The sequence below is a fragment of the Streptomyces cellostaticus genome, from assembly GCF_001513965.1.
Classification (GTDB): domain Bacteria; phylum Actinomycetota; class Actinomycetes; order Streptomycetales; family Streptomycetaceae; genus Streptomyces; species Streptomyces cellostaticus.
Genome location: NZ_KQ948017.1, coordinates 243906 through 261821 on the forward strand (window position 1 = coordinate 243906; position 17916 = coordinate 261821).

Here is a 17916-nt window from a genome sequence, read left to right on the forward strand (position 1 = left end):
GCCATGGGGTCCAGGACACAGCCCGTGCTCGTGCGGCCGAACGTGTCGGGCGCCTACGACTGGGTGATCCGGACGGTGTCCGAGTCTCCGGCCGCGCTCAGGACGTCGATCCGCACCCCCGCGGCGGCGTCGGTGAACGACTGCCCGGCCCGGTACGGTGCGTCGTCCAGCGGGCGGCAGCCGCTTGCCTCAGTGGCGTCGGGGTTGGCGTCCATCACCCGGATCGGTCCGCTGCCGGTCGCGACGGACGAGTCGACCCCGTACACCAGCGCACCGGTCGAACACAGGCCCGTGTCCGCGAGGACCGCCCTGCGGGACTCGACGACGTACGCCGTCGTGGGTCCGGTGCGGACGACGGCCATCTTGGTTCCGCCGCCGTACTCGACCGCCTTCAGGGTGACCGTGTCACTGCCCGCCGAGGCCCGGCAGACGACCTGGTCGTCGGCGATCCAGCCGAGTTTCCACGACTGCCAGGCGAGGTACTGCGGCCCGGCACCGCCGATCAGGCCCATCACGTCCCAGCCGCCCACGAAACGATGGGCGTCACTGCCCGCGTCGAAGGCGTACAGGTCGGGCAGCCCGAAGGTGTGCGCGCTCTCGTGGCCGAGCAGCTTGTAGCCCCAGTGCCACATGTCCTGGCCGAACGTCACGGCCCACTTGATCCGCTTGCCGTCGGCGACGACCCCGGCCGTCCCCGGGTCGTACACATAGGTGGGCGTGAAGGAGATGGCCGCCGCGTTCCTCGTCGGCACGACGTACACCATGTCGTAGCGCGAGAAGTCCACGGACGGATCCGCGGCCGTCACGGCGTCCTTCAGATACGCCTCGTGCGCCTCGTGGCTGAGGCCGCGTTCGAATCCGTAGTCCGTGGAGTCGTGCGGCATCCGCACCCAGCGCCGGTACTGGGAGACGGCGAGCCACGTCCTGCCGTAGGACGCGTTCCACACCCAGTCCGCGCCGGGCGTGAGCTGGGCCGCATCGTCGGCGGCGGACTCGGTGGCGGGGGCGTCGGGGAAGTCCACGAAGATCATGGTGACCTTGATGGTTCCGGCGGGGCGCTGGAAGACGGCGGAGTCGGTGTCATGACCTTCGTCCGTCCACCCGGTGGTGCCGGGCAGCGCGCAGTCCGAGGCGCTGTCGGCCGCCCGGGCGTACGGTGCGCCGGGGACGCCGAGCAGGAAGACAAGGAGGCCGGCGAGCACCGACGACAGCAGAGCCCCTGGCCTCCTTGGCGCGGGGAGGGTACGTCTCATGGATTCATGACCTCCACATGTATGGCATGTGACATTTCACATAAGACTGTGGAGGCGCCGGCCACTGTCGGGAAGCTCCCAGGGCTCCATAACATCCGCGCCATGGATCTGGAAATACGGCATCTACGCGTGGTGTGCGCCGTCGCGGAAGCCGGCAGCCTCACCCGCGCCGCGGTGTCACTGGGAATGACCCAGCCGGGCCTCAGCGCCCAGGTGCGGCGTGTCGAAAGGCTCCTGGGCGGCGCGCTGTTCGAGCGTGGCCACGCCGGAGCCGTGCCCACCTCGCTGGGCGAGCTGGTGCTCGCCCGGGCCCGCGCCATCCTGCCGGGCATCGACCAGCTCCTCGCCGACACCGACCGCGCCGCCCGCCGCACGGCCTGCCCCGCCCGCGTCCGCATCGGCTCCGTCGGCGCCCCGCTGCTGGGCCATCTCCTGCTGGCCGTACGCGACTTGGTGCCGTGGGCCGAGCTGACCTCCCGCTGTCAGTACGCGCCCGCACCGCTCCTCGACGACCTCGCCGCCGGCCGCCTGGAGGCAGCGGTGCTCGGCGACCACCCGGGCCACGAACTCGCACCGCACGATGACGTGATCCTGCACCCGCTCGTCACGGAGCCCGTGTTCGCGCTGCTCCCCGCCGACCACCCCCTGGCCGAGCGGGAGGAAGTGAGCCTCGCCCGGCTCACCGAGGAGGAGTGGGCCGTGCCCCGCCCCGACAGCGACCGCACCCGCGAGTACTGGACGTCCGTCTTCGCCCTCACCGACCTGCGTCCGCGCACCCCCTACGAGGCAGAGGGGCGTCAGCTGATCGAGATCGTCCGGGCGGGACTGGCCGTCAGCCTCTGCCAGGCCACCTTCATCGAGGTCCCCGGCGTCGCCGTCCGCCCTCTGGCGGGCAATCCGCTCTGGTACCGCCATGTGCTCGCCTGGCGCCGGGACAGCCCCCTCGCCCCGCACGGCGAGGCGATCCTGCGCCGGGTCCACGACGGCTATCTGAGCAGCTGCGCCACCGGCACCACGTACGCGCGCTGGCGGGAACGGCACCCACACGCGGCACGTCCGCGCAGCTCAACACCCTGACGTCTTCGGGAAGTTCACCGGGGCAGCGGCTTCGTGCATCGCTGTCGCTTCTCGGACAGTGGCGCCGACGGCCGGACCTCGCCGCCCGGACCGGCTCAGCTCTGCTGTCCCTGCCCGTCGCGCCCGGTCTCCGGACCGGGCGCCGCATCCTTCCAGACGGTGTGAAAGGCCAGGCGCAGGCAGCCTGCGAGGGCCGGGTGCTCGATGAAGAGCGTGGTGGTGGAGCCGGCACCGGCCACCGGGTCGGGCATGTCGCACAGGACGAGGGAGGCGTCCGCGATGACGAGTTTCAACGGCAGTTCGGGGGCGAAGCGCGCTTCCTCCCCCGCGGCGGCGAAACGCCGCACATGCTCCACCGTCTCGGGGTCCGCCAGGGCGTCGTCGAGGTAGATCGCCCGGACGGTGCCGCCCGCCCGGTGGAGCCGGCGGACCACCGTGATGCCCTCCGTGTTGTCGGCGGGTGCGACGAACGGCGGTTTGCAGAACGTGAGAAGTTCGTGTTGTGCCTGCCGCTGGATGTCGGCGAAGCGCTCGGCGATGGCCTTCGGGTCGCGCAGAATCTCGATGTAGTCCAGCGGATCGGTGTGCTCCCGCCCCTGGGACCAGAGCGGCTGCAGGACACCGGCCAACCCCTGCGAGACCTGCTCCAGCCGGTCGAGGGACTCGCGTTGCAGAGCCATCAACCGGGCGAGGGCCAACTCGGGCGTGACGGCGGAGTACGTGGCCACGCGCCCGGGGTGGGTGGTGGCCAGGTGCCGCCGTACGAGCGCGTCCAGCACGTCGTAGACCCGTTGGCGCGGTACGTCGGCCTCCCGGGCCACCTCGGCGGCCGTATATGAACCACGCCTGACGAGCGTCAGGTAGACCCGTGCCTCATATCGGGCCAGGCCCAGCGACATCAGGTCGTTGATGGGTCCCTCTTCCAGCTCCATGGCTGCACAAGGTATACGCCAAACTTGGGAAGTTGAGGGAAGGTTTGCCAACCGGCTCTGTTCCCTTGGGCAAACTGTCCATAGTCTCGTCCGTAGCCACCACTGAACGGGGTGGCAGTAACCGAGCACCATGCCCGAACTACAGCTCCGCGTCGGCACCCCCCTCGGAAGTTCGGTTGTCATGCCCTTGACAACTCCTTCCAACCGCCGCCGTGGAGCCGTCCATCCCCCCACGGAGGGCAGTTCATTGCGTTCTCATCGCAGAAGGAACCTGATACGTCGCGGCGGACCGGCAGTGCTGTCGGCAGCGGCCCTGATCACCGGTGGCCTGGCCGTCGCGTCGCATTCGGCGGCCTTCGCGACCACGGCCTCCGCATCGCCCACAGCCTCAACGGTGCACACGCACCGGCTCTGCTCGGAGCCGAGCAAGCCCGGCTACATGGCGTGTGAAGCGGTGGTCCGCACCGACCTCAAGTCGCAGAAGTCCCTCGGCCGCCACGACACCCCCAAGGGCTTCGGGCCGGCCGACCTGCAGGCCGCCTACAACCTGCCCAAGGACGGCGGCAAGGACGCCACGGTCGCGATCGTCGACGCGAACGACGACCCGAACGCCGAGAAGGACCTGGCGGCCTACCGGTCCCAGTACGGCCTGCCGGAGTGCAGCACCGGCAACGGCTGCTTCAAGAAGATCGACCAGGACGGAGGCTCGAACTACCCGGCACCCGACGCCGGTTGGGCCGGCGAGATCTCGCTCGACGTGGACATGGTCAGCGCAGCCTGCCCGCAGTGCCACATCCTGCTCGTCGAGGCCAAGTCCGCCAACATGGACGACCTCGGCGCGGCCGTGAACCAGGCCGCCAAGCAGGGCGCCAAGTACATCTCCAACAGCTACGGCGGCGGTGAGGAAGCCGCGGACACGTCCTCGGACGACAAGTACTTCAAGCACCCCGGCGTCGCCATCACCGTCAGCTCCGGCGACAGCGGCTACGGCACCGAGTACCCGGCCTCCTCGCAGTACGTCACCGCCGTCGGGGGCACCTCGCTCAAGAAGGACAGCAGCACCCGCGGCTACTCCGAGTCCGTCTGGGGCACTTCCGCCGGCGGCGAGGGAGCGGGCTCGGGCTGCTCGAAGTACGACGCCAAGCCGTCCTGGCAGAAGGACACCGGCTGCACCAAGCGCAGCGTCGCCGACGTCGCAGCCGTCGCCGACCCGGCCACCGGACTCGCCGTCTACGACACCTACCAGGCCAACGGCTGGAACGTGTACGGCGGCACCAGCGCCTCCTCGCCGTTCATCGCCGGCGTCTACGCCCTCGCGGGCGCTCCGGGCGCGAGTGACGTTCCGGCTGCCTACCCCTACGCCCACCCGGACAAGCTGAACGACGTCACCGAGGGCAGCAACGGGTCCTGCAGCGACTACCAGTGCAAGGCAGGCAAGGGCTACGACGGCCCGACGGGCCTGGGCACCCCGAACGGTGTCGCGGCCTTCACCAAGTAGACCTGAGCAGAACGCTGTTGGCCTGATCCACTCCAACAGCCGCTGACGGTCGGTTCCGGCCCCGTCTGCTTCGCCCCGTCGGTCATCCGCCGGGGGGAAGCGGGCGGGGCTACTGCGCTTCAGGCGTGTGCTCGTGCGTACCGCTCCGTCGGGTGCGCATGGCGCGTGACATCGTGGCGAGTACTGTCCTGCGGGCCCGCGCGATCTGCGCATGCGTCATTCCGGCGAGGAGACGCTCGTTCTCCTGGACGACGAACTTCGACCCGAAGGCGCGTTCTTCCAGACGGCGGTAGCAGTCCTCGAAGACGGCGAGGAGACGCTCGTCGTCGCCGTCGGCGAAGTGACGCATCCATCGGGTGCCGATGCGGACGTGGCCGACCTCGTCCGCTCCCACGAAGTCGAAGAGCCGCGCGGTCACGCCGTCGCCTTCCTTGCGGCACAGGTCCGCGAAGACCACGTCCGCGTCCAGGCCGTGGCCCTCCTGGATGACCTGCTGGATGCACAGTTCCTCCAGCGGAGTCCGGCCCAGGGTGAAGTAGTCCCAGATTCCGTGGTGGATGGGGAAATCCCCCATCCGGCCGCCGAGTTCGGCCACGCGGCGGGCGAGCAGCTCGTAGTGGCGCGCCTCGTCGTCGATCTGCCGGGCGAGGTCTCGTTTGCAGTCCCATGGGAGGTCGGGATGCCGCACCATGATCTGGGAGCAGACCTCCACCGCACAGATTTCCACCGTGTAGGCGATGGTGTGCAGTTGGTAGCGCATGAGTTCCTCGCGCCGGGGACGGAATCCCCCGGGGAAGTCCTCGGCCGGTACGACGGTGAGGTCCGGATCCCGGAGGGGCTTCGCCACCGGGTCGGGCCAGCGGCGCTCGGCGGGCGGCGGCCCTGGCTCACCTGGCCGGCGACAGCCGCCCGACCGCTCCAGGAGATCGAGCATGTCCCGTCCCGCCGGGCCGGGTTGCCGGTTGCCGGTTCGCCATGACGTCAGCCGTGCGTCGATGTCCTCCAGCAGGCCGAGAACGGTACGGGCCGTACGGAGACTCGGCTCGTCCCATCCGCTGTCGGTGCGGGACAGATAGGCGCGCACCGCGGAGCGAACGTCGGTGTGCCAGGCCTGCATCAGTGCGAAGCGGTCCTGGGTTGCGGTGAGCCCTGCCGCCGCGTTGGTGAAGGAGGCGTAGTCGGTGTGCGGCCGCTGGACGCTCGCTCCGTCGGCCGGGCCCATGAGTCCGGCGACGCGGTCGCGGATCGCGTCCGCGGCCAGGCTGTCGAGGTGGAGGACGTGTCCCAGCGCCACCTTGCCGAGAGTCTGGGGAACCGTGGGGATCCAGCCGGCCGCGAGTTCGAATGCCCGCTCGCAGGCGTAGGCGATGCGTCCCCACCATGCGGCCGCCTCACGGACCGACAGTCCTGTCGTCGCGCTGGAGTCGATGGCAGTCATTCTCTCTCCCCTCAGGTGGGCAGGACGGCCTGCAAGGCGTCGGACACGAAATCGTCAGGGCAACGGTGGCCGTCGGCCGGCTGGGCACGGCCGAGCAGTTCGAGGGCGACGGAGACCGAGCCCGGCCGGTTCCACAGCGCCCAGCGCAGCGACCACAGGGCCAGGAAGAGGGGCAGCGGCCGCAGATCGGTGCCGTCGGCGGCGGCCCTCGCCAGCAGACGCAGGGACCATCGGGTGCCGGCTGCACCGCCGCTGTGGGTCAGCCGGATACACAACTGGGCGAGACGCTCGCTCTGGCAGCAGTACTTCTGCGACTCGCCGAAGTCGATCAGCGTGAGTGAGGCCGGGCAGCAGGGCGTGAGGTTCGGAGCTCCCACCAGGAGGTTCCGGTAGAAGTCGCGGGGAGTGAGTCCGGTTCGCTGTGTTCCGAGAATCCTGCTCCACCGGCTCGTCGCCGCGATGACCTCCTGGGCTGCCGCCGTGTCGAGTGCCGCAGACTGCGCGTGCCGTACGGTGAGCACGTCCGACACCTCCGCCCGCAGTGATCCGGGGCGGGGCCGCACCCGGTCGAAGCGGGCCAGGGCTTCCAGGACTGACTCCACAAGGTCCGGCTGCGCGCCCTCGGGGGTGACGACGACGGCCTCCAGAGGAGGAGCGATCCTGTCGCCCCGCATGACGGCGGGGGACAGCGCCCGCCCGCCGACGGGCAGCAGCTCCTCCATGTGCACGCGGCCCTCGACCGGCCAGGACGCCGAGCGCAACTCCTGAGCCATCATCCTCATCTGCGGCACGTTCCGACGACGGACGAAGAACGGGTACTCGGTGTCATCGGTGGTCACGAACAGGCACGGCGACGTCGAACCGTCCGCCAGCGCCACCTCGCCCCATCGCGTGTCGCGCACCGGCGGTCGCGCACCGGTGCGTCTCGCGACGTATCCCATGGCGCACTCGACGACCGCCGTCGCTGGCAGCGGCGGTGTCTCGGACATCCCGGCTGCGCTCATTGGTCCTCGGCCGACGCCGAGGTGTTCTCCGGCATCTTCTCCGGCCCGGCCTCGGCGGTGTGTGGGGATGCCGCCCAGCGCCAGACGATGACCAGGAGCGGGATCGACAGCAGGGAGTTGATCACCGGGGCCAGGAAACCCTGCTGGATGCTGATCTCGGAGAGCAGAGCGGACACCAGGGGGGCCAGGCCGGCGGCCACGTAGATCACCGCGTTGATCAGACCCATCGCGACGCCGGCACGTTCCCCGGCCGCGTCGGCGACCGTCATCATGACGACCAGGAACACGGGCGCCGAGGCCAGTCCGAACAGCACCATCAGCCCACCGATGAGCCACGGGTTCGACGTCAGCGAGCACAGCCACACGACGGGGCCGCCGGCCACCGTGCACGTGGCGAGGACCGGGATCGCGCGCTTGCCGTCCGCAAGTTTGCCCACCGGCCCCTGGAGCAGCGCGTATGCGAGGGACTGGACGGTGATGAGCAGTCCGACCGTCGCCGCGCTGATCCCGTGGTCCCTGCCGTACAACGGCAGCACGAACGTGAGCACCTGGAAGTTCATGAAGTCGAACAACAGAAGTGCCAGCAGCGCCAGGGTCACCCTGTCCCTCATGAATTCCGGCAGTGACAACAGCTTCACCGGCCGGCGCGATGGCCCCTCCTCCCCTCGCAGGAGGAGCAGCGCGAGCAGTGTGCCGGCGATGATCAGGCAGGCCTGGAAGACGAAGACGGCACGCAGCGCGATGAGCCCGCCTATCGCACCGCCCACGATCGGGCCGGCGACGAACGTCCCGGAGGAGACGGTGCGTTCGGCCCCCATCACCTCGCCACGGTGGCCGGACCGCTGGGCCAGTTCCATGAGGATGGCCTGGGCAGCGACCCCGGCCAGCGGCGCGGCAAGCCCCTGCAGCACGCGCAGCGCGATGAAAGCGCCCGCCGAGTGGGCGATCAGGTAACCGAGCGGGAGGATGCCGAGCGCCACACCCGAAACGCCCATGAACTTCTTGCGGTCGAAGCGATCGGCCGCATTGCCCGCGAAGAGCGCGGCCAGCGCGCTCATGAAGCCGCTGACCGCGATCAGGGCGCCGTTCTCACCGACGGCTATGCCCGCGTCCTTGAAGTACAGCGGGAGAATGGGCGCCACCATGCCCACCGTCAGCATGACGATGCCGGTGAACGACATAAGGCCAAGGGTTGCTGGCTTGAAGTACCTCATGGGATCGGTTCGCTCCGTCGTGAGGAGTCGGGTGGAGCCGGCGGAGATCAGCTCACCGAGTGGGTCGCCTGGGACGGCTTGACCCAGCCTCGGGCACCGGTCGACATCACGGCCTCCAGGTAGAGGGACTTGACCTCTTCGAGGGACAGGTGGCGGGTCCGCATCACCGGCGAGCGCAGGTCGAGCCGGTGGTACATGTCCATCCAGTCGTCGTCGAGGAGATCGCTGATCCGGGGAATGATGGCGGTTCCCGGGAACGGCGCGAAGGGCTGGAACCAGACTTCGTCGCTCTCCAGTTCACGTGTCAACCGGATGCTGTCGCGGATGGTCTCCGCATCGTCGTCCGGAGTGCCCACCATCACGGACATCACGGTTCTGATACCGGCGCCGCGTGTCAGGGAGACCGCGTCCTTGATCTGCTGGACCCGGGTGCGCTTGGAGATGCTGTCCAGGATGCGCTGGTTCCCTGACTCGACGCCGAAGAAGATGCGATAACAGCCCGTGTCGCGCATCGCGGTGAGGATCTCCGGGTCGAGCCGGTCGACCCGGGTCTCGCAGGACCAGGTGATGTCCAGGCCGCTCGCCTTCATTTCGGCGCAGAGTGCCAGGACATAGCGGCGGTCGATGGTGAAGATGTCGTCGAAGAAGGTGAAGCGGTCGAAGCCGTAGGTCCGCTGCACATGCCGCACTTCCGCGACGAAGTCCTTCGCGGCCCGCCGCCGGTAGCTGGCGTTGCTCATCACCCTGATGGCGCAGAAACTGCACGGGTAGGGACAGCCGCGGCTGGCCAGCGCGCTGGTGTCGTCCGACACCTCCCGGTAGCGTGACATGGGGATGAGGTCCCGCGCGGGCCAGGGAAGCGTGCGCAGGTCGGGACGGGGTGCCCGCTGCGGATGACGGCGGGGTCCGTCCGCAGTCGCCACCACCACGCCGGGCACCTCGGTCGGGGGCGCACCGGACTCCAGGGCGTCGAGAAGCCGGACGAGGGAGACCTCCGCCTCGCCCACGAAGGCGAAGTCGAGACTGCCGTGGCGCAGTGTTTCCTCGGGCACGAGTCCGGCGTGGGGGCCACCCGCCATCGTGGGCAGCCCGAGCTGCTTGGCCAGCGCGGCGAGCCGCAGTCCCTCGCGCCAGTTCATGGTGACGAAGTACAGCCCGACGGCGTCGAAGCCCTGCATGCGGGCGGTCGTCTCCGTGTCCGTCTGCTCCTCGATGCCCAGGTCCAGGATCTCCACGTCGTGGCGGCCGGACGCCCGCAGTGCCGCGGCCAGATAGCCCAGTTGAAGCGGGGGATACGGCTGGAGCGCATACCCGGGCGTCGGCGCATTGACGAGCAGCACCCGCATCAGCACACACCGCCACATCCGTGTGCGGTCTCGTCTGCGGGGGCCACCGAGACCACGGGCAGCATGCGCCGCCGGGAGGGCGGAGCCACGTAGTCCTCCGGTATGTCCTCGCGCAGACACACCGGATCGGGCGCCTTCACATCTCCGTACTCGAACCAAGCGTGGGCACGGCAGGCGCCGTTGCAGTCCACGGCCTTGGAACAGCTCGTGCACTTGCCGGTCAACGTGTCCGCATCCACGGCCCGCATGTCGGAGAAGAACGGCGCGGTGCGCCACACCTCGCCCAGGGAGGAGCCCTTGATGTTGCCGACGGGGTGGTCGAACAGGACGCAGGGCGTCACCGAGCCGTCGTACTGGACGCAGCACAGGGCGCGGCCCGCGCCGCACTTCGCAGGCTGTACCGAGGCCTTGCCCTGAAGGGCCCAGATCTTCATGGGCAGGGGGTCGTCCAGATGCACCCGCACTGCCGGATCGCCGGTGTGCGCCTCGACGAAGCCGGCCAGGTGCCGGATCTCGTCGACGCCGAGTCCCGTCTGGTAGTAGATCTCATGGCCCCTGCCGACCGGGCACATGCCGGTGAGCCGCCACACCGGTACGCCCTTGTCCTTGAGGAGGTCGAACATGCCGTCGAGCTGGGATATCGTCTGCCGGCACACCACCGTGCCCACGCTCATCCGTACGCCGGCGTCCAGCAGCGTGTCCATCGCGCGCAGCGCGTCGCGGTAGGCCCCTGGAACACGGCGGAACCTGTCATGTGTCCGGGCGTCCACACCGTCCAGGCTCACGAGGACGTCCTCGAGTTCCAGATCACGGATCCGGGCGGCCTTCTCGGGAGTCATGTAGGTGCCGTTGGTCGCCATATAGACCCGTACGCCGCCCGCGCGCGCCCGTTCGATCACCTGGAACAGGTCCTTGCGCAGCAGGGGTTCACCGCCGGCGATGTAGAGAAAGAACACCCGGTTCTCGACCAGTTCGTCCACGAGCTGCATGGCCTGTGCATGGGTCAGTTCCCCGGGCTGCTTCTTTCCCGAGCGCGACAGGCAGTGATCGCAGCGGAGGTTGCAGATGGAGGTGATGTTCCAGTACACCGACATCGGATAGCTGAAGGTGGGAACCGGGCCTTTCACGAGACGGCCTCCTTCGCGAACATGATCTGCTTGACGGCATGCAGCCAGAGCCGCTCCAGCTCGCCCTTCTGCAGGTGCTGGAGTTCCATGGCCCGGACAAAGGGAAATTTCGAGGTCTGCTCCAGGTCCTCGAACCAGCGGTCGTCGACCACGCGCACCCCGAACTCTTCGGGCGAATCGTAGAGAGGGGTCATGGGGAACGGCACCACCATGGAGACGTCCGCGAAATGGGGCCGCGCCGCCTGGTGGAAGGTGATGGTGTCCTCGACCGTCGCGTCGGTCTCTCCCGGACCCCCGATGAGATAGTCGACGTATACGGTGAGTCCCGCGTCCTTGCTCCACCGGATGGCGTCCAGTCCCTGCTGAACGGTCGTCACCTTGCGGTAGTTCCGAAGGATCTCCGCGGATCCGGATTCGATGCCGTAGTTGATCCGGTAGCATCCCGCCGCCTTGAGCTTTTCCAGCACGGGCGGATCGACAAGCTCGGGATAGCTGCGGCAGATCCACTGGACCGGCAGCTGTCGTTCGATGATGAGGTCGCAGACCTCATGTGCCCAGCTCTTCTTGATCGTGAAGTTGACCTCGATGAGGTCGAAGCGGTTGATGCCGTAGTCCTGGACAAGGGTCTCCATCTCGTCGACCAGGGCAGCGGGCCGCTTGTAGCGCACCCTGCGGGTCTGCACCTGGGGCAGCGCACAGAACGTGCACTTCATCGGGCAGCCGCGGTGGCCCTCCAGCGAGAAGAAGTTGGCCAGCCGGTACAGGTGCATCGGCAGGACCTCGAACGCAGGCGGTGAGAACTCCATGGGACCGTTGCGGACTTCGCGCCGTCCGTTGTGCACGACCCTCCCGTCCCGGTCCCGCCACACCAGGCCGGCAATGCCGACCGGGGCACTGCCCGCGTCGAGCGCCCGGACGTACTCGAGCAGGGCGTGTTCGCCCTCGCCGTGCACCATGGCGTCGATGTACGGATGGTCGCGCAGGCCCTGTTCGGCGACGAGCCCCATGTGCGGGCCCCCGAAGACGACCGCCACACCGGGCAGCTCCGCCTTGATCGCGGCCGCGATCGCGAGACCGAGCGGGTAGTTGATGAACTGGCAGCGCAAACCCACCACATCCGCTCGATAGTCGGTGACGCGGCGGACCACGTCCTCGTCCGACAGCCGCTCGGCGGCGCAGTCCAGCACGATCACCTCGTGCCCCGCGTGCACCAACGGGGCGGCCACGCAGGCGAGGCCCAGCGGCGGATAGTGGGCCCGGAAGTTCTCCCGGCCGCCGTACTCCGGAACGCCGGGGTGGATCAGCATGACGCGCACGTAACTCTGCCCCTCCTGCTTCTCGTGCAAGACCGGTGGAACCTGCCCCCCGAAGGGCAAGTGGCTAGCTACTCAGTGGGATGCCATCGGGATCGAGGTGCGTGATGTGCGGTGTGCGGGGCTCAGGCAGCCCAGGACATGCACAGGTCCAGATCCTCCATGTCGTCGATCTCGGGCTCGCTGTACGCCAGCAGCTCGTCTTCGGAGGTCTCGAGCGTCTCGATGTGCTCCATACGGGTCACCTCCTTCCATAAGGGCCTCGATGTCATCCCGGAGTCGCCCTTCGGGGGGCAGGGGTTCAGGTGCGCTGGGGCGGCATGGCCCCCGCGGGAGTGAAAAGCCAGCTCGCGAGGTCGCAGACGCGAGCCCAGTCGATGCGGCCTTCAACCGCCGGGCGGGTGGTGAGCACGGCTCCCGGCACGAAGACCGGGTCGAGATCACTGTGGTGACCGCTGACGCGCAGGAGTGACCGGACGAGCACCGCGTCCGGCCCGGCAGGCCGGTCCGTGTCACGCCGGGCGCGATGCCCCGGCGTGAACCGGACGACCGCGTCGGGCTCGTCGGGCGGGCGCCGCGCGGGGTCCCCCGGCCGGGTCGTGATGCGGCTGACCACCAGCCCGGAGCCGTCGATCTCGGCGAGGTCACCGAGCCTTGCGGCGATGGTTTCCAGCACGGCCTGCGCCGCGGACTGCGGTACGACGCCGTCGGGATCCCGGCCCGCCAGACGCAGCCGCAGACTGCGGCCGTCCGGACTGTGGGCCTGGCCGTCGAGTCCCCGGCTGCGGAGCCAGACGTTGAGATCCACGGTTGCGCGCAGCGACTGGCTTCCGTGCGGCGAGGCGATCAGCAGCTCGGGACAGGTTGCCGACAGCGCACCGACGAGTTCGTCCAGCTTCCGGTACGCGTCGAGAACCGCCAGGGCGGGACGGCGTCTGCTGTCGAACCAGTGGCTGGTGAAGTCCAGTTGGTGCCAGAGGTGATGCTGCACCGCGTCCAGGTAGGGAACGCCGGCGACCAGCACGGCGGTCCGCTCGGCGGCGGCCGAGATGATCTGCTCGTTGGCCTGCGCGGCACAGTCGTCGAACAGCGCCGCCACGAGCCCGTCGTCCAGGACGCCGTCGCTGTGCGCTGCCAGTGTGCCGGGCAGCCCGGACAGCGGAACGGGTCCGTGCGGGGCGGCCGTGCCGGTCTGCGGAGGAGTCGCGTAGATCACGGCGGGAGAGGTGTCCAGCACCACCAGCCGGGTCACCTCGGTGCCGCCCGCCCCGGGGACCGCGATCCATGGACTCCACTGGCGGGCCGGCAGGGCCGTCGCGTGGTCTGCCACGCGCAGCCGCATCCGGCCCTCGCGGTCGGGTGCGAAGGCCTGCACGCGGATCCCGGGGTACGGCTCGGCGACGCCGTCGCGCAGCCGTACCGCGTGGCCCTGCCCGGTGACCGGCTGTCCCGGGAGCGCCGCTCCTTCCGCGAGCACGACGCTGTAGGGGCCCATCGGCGTGCAGTCGTGCGGCACCGGGGGCGACATCACGCTGCGCACGCCCGGCACCTCTTCGTGCTCCGGCACGAAGACGGTCAGTACGTCCCGCGGCTCCTCGGCGAGACGGGCGAGCAGGGACGGCCCCGTGCCCGGACCGCCACCGAGGATGGGGCGCCACGCCGTGGAGGGATCGGTCGGCTCGTCCGCGGACGCCGGGCGCAGGCTGCCTCGCTCCATGATGCCGGCGAGGTGCGGCAGGTGGCCGGCTCGTATCCAGCCGCGCAGCAGATGGTGGTCGAGACCGGGGGCGATGACGACAGCTGCCCGCGGGCTGTCGGGGTTCATCCGCTCCTCCTCGTGTCGTCGGTGGATACGGCGGCGGCAGGACCGGCAGCCTGTGCGTAGCGATGCAGGGTGCGTGCCGTGTAGGCCGTGAGCGTCCAGTCGCCCCGCTCACCGGGGCAGTGCGTGAAGCTTCCGTCGTCGGTGCGCCAGGTCAGGAGGGCGCGCACGCCGCGCTCGGTCTCCGCCCGCCCGGCACATCCGAACTGCACCAGCGCGCTCACCACGGCCTGAGTGGGGTCTGCGGCCCCTTCCCAGCTCCCGTCCTCCTGCTGTCGCCCCAGCAGGTACTCGACCGCCTCGGCCGCAGCCGGGAACGGACGGCCGAGGAGACGGAACAACTCGGCGACCACGGCCGTACTGAACAGGTCGAATCCCGCGACCCGCAGAGCCAGGTCGGGGTCGGGGCTGCTCGCCAGCCTGCCGTACTGGCCGACGGCGCGCTCCAGGAACGTCATCGCACGCCTCGTCAACGGTGCCGCAGCCGGCACGCCCCACAGCGACTGCGTCACCGCCGCGGTGATCCACAGGTGGGCTCCCGGCGCCCGGTACCAGCCGCGCCCCCACGGCACGGCCTCGCTCTCGAGCCAGCTGCCGTCGGGCAGCTGGCGCTTCTTCAGCCAGAGCAGGGCGGGCAGCAGCCGTTGCTCGTCGCCGGCGAGATGCAGCCTGCGCGCGGCGTCGGCCGTCCACAATACCGACGGCTCCCCTCCCCCGTACTTGCTCTCGTATCCGCCGTCGGACAGGTGCGCGTCACGGACGAGCTCGAGTTTCCTGCGGCGGAGCCAGGACGGTTCCGTCGCCATCCCGGCCTCGGCGAGGAGGCACTGGGCGTCCACCGCGAACCGGTCGGGGTGTTGTGCCATGACCCAGGCGACCGCGTCGCGGGCGGCCTCCCGTGCGCATTCCACCGTGCTGCGGCCCTCCGTGCGCATCATGCGTCGACGACCACCAGATCCCGGGATTCCATGTCGTCGAGCAACCGCCGCAGGTCGGCCTCCAGCGTGCTCCGGTCGACGCCCTTGACCCGCTTGAACACGGCGTCGGTCAGGCCGTCCAGTTCGTGGGTTTCGCCGAGCACCTCCCAGACCAGGCCGGCGATACGATTCAGCTTGTTGAACTTCGCTGTGATCGGATTGAACAGGAAGTACTCACCGTCGGGCTCCACTCGGTCGATGATCTGGTCGTTGCGTCGGTACCTGGCTGTCACGAGCGTTCTCCCTCGTGGTCGGATGCGGAATGACGGTTCGGTGCGACGAGGCGTGCTCCGTCCAGCAGCAGGTCCGGGGCGCCGATCGCGCCGTGGCGGTACAGGGAGCACCCCACATGTGTCACTGAACCGAGCAGGCCGGCGGGCGTGGTGGTGACCGGCAGACGTACGGGCGGGCCGGCTGCCGCACCGCTGCGCAGCGGGACGGCCAGGAACTCGGCGCCGATCCGGCCGTCGCCGGCGGAGAGCCCGCGTACGCCCTGGACCAGATAGCCGCCCTCGGCGCCGGCGGTCAGTGCCTTCGGCGGATCGACGCCCGGACGCAGGGTCAGGACGGACACGCCCACGGCCGGCCACTGTGTGTAGGCGCTGCGCTGGACGTTGCCCGCAGCCGACGGGTCGCCGGTGCGTCGGCTCGTCTGGTAGTCGCCGAGCCCTCGGGCCGGGCGTCCCTGGTCGACGAGCGTCTTGGATGTGGTCACGACGCCCTCGCCGTCGAACGGGGCGGCTCCCACCACGTCCGCGGCCAGCGGGTCGTCGTCCAGGGTGACCGCGGGGGACAGACCGTGCGCCGACTCCGGTGCGTCGCCCGACGCGAACAGACCCGTGCAGTGAGCCAGGAGGCGTGCGGCGACCGGTGCGGTGACGAGCAGGGGCTCCCCGCGCAGGCGTCGGCCGGCGGCCGCCAGGCGCACCCTGCCGTCCGTCGTCACCCGGCCGGCGAGTTCGGTGACCGGCAGGTCGCCGAGGTCCCGGCCCCACCAGGACGCCTGTCCGAGGCCCTGTCCACGAGGGCCGGGCACCAGAGCGGTGGCACCGATGCGGACATACGCTTCTTCGAACCAGCGGGCGAGGCCTGTTCCGTTGCAGACGGCGGTCCTGCGCCGCCCGAGCTCGGCTGTGAGGGTCACCGGAGTGCACGAACCGCTTCGGGTGCCCCCGAGTTCCGTGCGCACCGCTTCGAGGACGCTCTTCAGATCCGCCTGGGAGGCCGCGGTGAGGCGTTGCCCTGCGGAGAAGGCAGTGGTGGCGCGGGAATCGGCGGGCAGCACCGCGCCCTGGGACGGGACGGCGTCGGCGGCCGCGGCGGCCGCGGCGACAGCCCTGGCGAGGCCCCCGGGTCCGAGGTCGTGTGTGGCGGCGAAGCCGACGGCGCCACGGCGGAAGCACCGCACCGCGGCTCCCGCCGTGGTCGACACGGTGCTGTCCATGCCCCCGTCGGTCAGCCGGAGCCCGGTGGTCTCGTAGCACTCGGCGTAGATCTCGCTGTCCGTCGGGCAGCGGGCGAGCAACTCCTGGGGGCTGGGGATCACGACGCGCCCCCCGGGACCACGGCGAGCGCCTTGATGCGCAGCGTGGGCTGACCGACACCCGCCGGCTCCCACCGCCCGGCCTTCCGGCAGTGCACCGCACCATGGCCCACGTCGTCACCGACGCGGTCGATGCCGCGCAGCGCGGAGAGGAGTTCGCCCATCACGCGGACTCCCGACAACGGACGGCCCGGCCTGCCGTTCTCGATGAGGAAGCCCTCCCGCACGGAGATCGAGAAAGCTCCTGTGCTGGGAGAGACCTCGGCGCCGCCGATGGAGCTCACATAGAGACCGCCGGCGGTGTCCGCGAGGATCTGTTCGGGCGGCTCGGTTCCCGCCAGGGCGTAGGTGTTGCTCATGCGGGGCACCGGGGAGTGGTGGTGTCCGGACCTGCGGGCGTGCCCGGTGCTGCGGTCACTGCTCCAGGAGGCGGTGTGCCGTGTGGTGAGACAGCCCGTCAGCCGTCCCTGCTCCAGCAGGGTCACGCGCGTGGCCGGGGTTCCCTCGTGGTCGTGCCGATAGGAGCCCCAGCCGCCGGGGAGCAGCGGATCGTCCACGACGGTCAGGCTCACGGGCCCGACTGTTTCGCCCAGTCTGCCGCGCAGCACCGAGCCCCGTTCGAGGACATCCGCCTCCAGGACGTGGCCGCACACCTCGTGCAGGAACACGCCACCGGCCGCGGGCGCGAAGACCACCGGCAGGAAGCCGGGCTGCCACTCCCCGCTGTCCAGGGCGTGCCGCAGGGCTTGGGCGGCGCGCTGCCCGGCGGCGGTGGGGTCCCAGAGGCCCGCGCCCGCTCCGGTCGTGGTTCGTGTCCTGATGGTGTGCTGGCCGGTCACCTTCCGCGCGTTCCCGGCTGCTCGGCATCGGACGGTGAGTTCGCTGCCGGACCAGTCGCCACTGGCCCGGCGGCCGTCCGAGTGGGCGACGGCCCATACGCGATGATGGTGTGCCGCCTGGCTCCAGACCTCGCCGTCAGGGGAACGGGCTCCTTCCAGGGCGTCGGCGAAGGCGGCCCTGTTCACCGTCAACGCGTCCGCGGCGAGCCCGGGTCGGGGCAGCAGGCAGTCCGGAGAGCCCGGTGGTTCCACGGATCCGGACTGCTGCCCTACGAGTGCGTCGATGCTCCGTTCCGACAGGCCGTCGGTGCTGAACCGTCGGCGGAGGTCGTCGCGGTCCTCCACCAGGACACCCACACCACCGACCAGCCGCTCCTCGTGCCGCGTGATCCGGTCGCCACGTGCCGCCGTCTCCAGGGAGAGCGCCTGGTCGACGAAGACCTCGATGGCGCGCGCCGCGGGGTGGGCGCGCCGCAGCCGGGCGAGTACCTCGTCGGCGAGTTCGGTGACGGCCGTCTCCAGCGGTGTCATCG

General features: G+C 70.1%; 15 protein-coding genes. 2 read left to right on the forward strand and 13 right to left on the reverse strand.

Annotated features, from left to right (window positions below):
- Window positions 1-53 precede the first annotated feature (53 nt).
- On the reverse strand, window positions 54-1253 hold the full coding sequence (locus AQI88_RS08260) for a M6 family metalloprotease domain-containing protein (RefSeq protein ID WP_066994303.1): 1200 nt from the start codon (window positions 1251-1253) through the stop codon (window positions 54-56).
- 102 nt (window positions 1254-1355) lie between these two features.
- Here AQI88_RS08260 and AQI88_RS08265 point away from each other — a divergent pair, with 102 nt between their 5' ends.
- Complete coding sequence (locus tag AQI88_RS08265) at window positions 1356-2330, forward strand: LysR family transcriptional regulator (RefSeq protein ID WP_066994306.1); 975 nt, start codon at window positions 1356-1358, stop codon at window positions 2328-2330.
- Between the two features lie 95 nt (window positions 2331-2425).
- On the opposite strand, the gene AQI88_RS08270 is transcribed toward AQI88_RS08265, so the two are convergent.
- Window positions 2426-3262 carry a TrmB family transcriptional regulator gene (locus AQI88_RS08270; RefSeq protein ID WP_066994309.1) on the reverse strand — a complete coding sequence of 279 codons (837 nt, stop codon included), beginning with the start codon at window positions 3260-3262 and terminating at the stop codon, window positions 2426-2428.
- 394 nt (window positions 3263-3656) lie between these two features.
- Here AQI88_RS08270 and AQI88_RS08275 point away from each other — a divergent pair, with 394 nt between their 5' ends.
- Window positions 3657-4760, forward strand: coding sequence for a S53 family peptidase (locus AQI88_RS08275; protein ID WP_244184081.1), 1104 nt, complete (start codon window positions 3657-3659; stop codon window positions 4758-4760).
- Between the two features lie 109 nt (window positions 4761-4869).
- Here AQI88_RS08275 and AQI88_RS08280 read toward each other — a convergent pair whose 3' ends face one another.
- The 11 genes from AQI88_RS08280 to AQI88_RS08330 all read right to left on the reverse strand — a co-directional run bounded on the left by AQI88_RS08280 (window position 4870) and on the right by AQI88_RS08330 (window position 17914).
- The gene (locus tag AQI88_RS08280) at window positions 4870-6198 is read right to left on the reverse strand and encodes a DUF455 family protein (RefSeq protein WP_066994312.1); all 1329 of its coding nucleotides are present in this window, start codon (window positions 6196-6198) and stop codon (window positions 4870-4872) included.
- A gap of 11 nt (window positions 6199-6209) precedes the next feature.
- The gene (locus AQI88_RS08285; RefSeq protein ID WP_066994314.1) at window positions 6210-7187 is read right to left on the reverse strand and encodes a hypothetical protein; all 978 of its coding nucleotides are present in this window, start codon (window positions 7185-7187) and stop codon (window positions 6210-6212) included.
- Between the two features lie 11 nt (window positions 7188-7198).
- Window positions 7199-8383: an MFS transporter gene (locus AQI88_RS08290; RefSeq protein WP_066994317.1), complete on the reverse strand. Its 1185-nt coding sequence runs from the start codon at window positions 8381-8383 to the stop codon at window positions 7199-7201.
- An 80-nt stretch (window positions 8384-8463) separates the two neighbouring features.
- Complete coding sequence (locus AQI88_RS08295; RefSeq protein ID WP_159050317.1) at window positions 8464-9762, reverse strand: B12-binding domain-containing radical SAM protein; 1299 nt, start codon at window positions 9760-9762, stop codon at window positions 8464-8466.
- Window positions 9762-10889, reverse strand: a complete 1128-nt coding sequence (locus AQI88_RS08300; RefSeq protein WP_066994323.1) for a radical SAM/SPASM domain-containing protein — start codon at window positions 10887-10889, stop codon at window positions 9762-9764. Before AQI88_RS08300 ends, AQI88_RS08295 begins: the two co-directional genes overlap by 1 nt.
- The gene (locus AQI88_RS08305; protein ID WP_159050318.1) at window positions 10886-12235 is read right to left on the reverse strand and encodes a B12-binding domain-containing radical SAM protein; all 1350 of its coding nucleotides are present in this window, start codon (window positions 12233-12235) and stop codon (window positions 10886-10888) included. Before AQI88_RS08305 ends, AQI88_RS08300 begins: the two co-directional genes overlap by 4 nt.
- Window positions 12236-12503: 268 nt before the next feature.
- Entirely contained in the window at window positions 12504-14027 is a 1524-nt protein-coding gene (locus AQI88_RS08310; RefSeq protein ID WP_066994329.1) for an alkaline phosphatase family protein, read from the reverse strand.
- Window positions 14024-14962 carry a prenyltransferase/squalene oxidase repeat-containing protein gene (locus AQI88_RS08315; RefSeq protein WP_079057460.1) on the reverse strand — a complete coding sequence of 313 codons (939 nt, stop codon included), beginning with the start codon at window positions 14960-14962 and terminating at the stop codon, window positions 14024-14026. The genes AQI88_RS08310 and AQI88_RS08315 overlap by 4 nt, the downstream gene beginning before the upstream one ends.
- Window positions 14959-15234 carry a PqqD family protein gene (locus tag AQI88_RS45840; protein WP_066994335.1) on the reverse strand — a complete coding sequence of 92 codons (276 nt, stop codon included), beginning with the start codon at window positions 15232-15234 and terminating at the stop codon, window positions 14959-14961. The genes AQI88_RS08315 and AQI88_RS45840 overlap by 4 nt, the downstream gene beginning before the upstream one ends.
- Window positions 15231-16547 (reverse strand): metallopeptidase TldD-related protein, encoded by a 1317-nt coding sequence (locus AQI88_RS08325; protein ID WP_159050319.1) that lies wholly within the window; start codon window positions 16545-16547, stop codon window positions 15231-15233. The genes AQI88_RS45840 and AQI88_RS08325 overlap by 4 nt, the downstream gene beginning before the upstream one ends.
- The gene (locus AQI88_RS08330; RefSeq protein WP_066994341.1) at window positions 16544-17914 is read right to left on the reverse strand and encodes a TldD/PmbA family protein; all 1371 of its coding nucleotides are present in this window, start codon (window positions 17912-17914) and stop codon (window positions 16544-16546) included. The genes AQI88_RS08325 and AQI88_RS08330 overlap by 4 nt, the downstream gene beginning before the upstream one ends.
- Window positions 17915-17916: the final 2 nt, after the last annotated feature.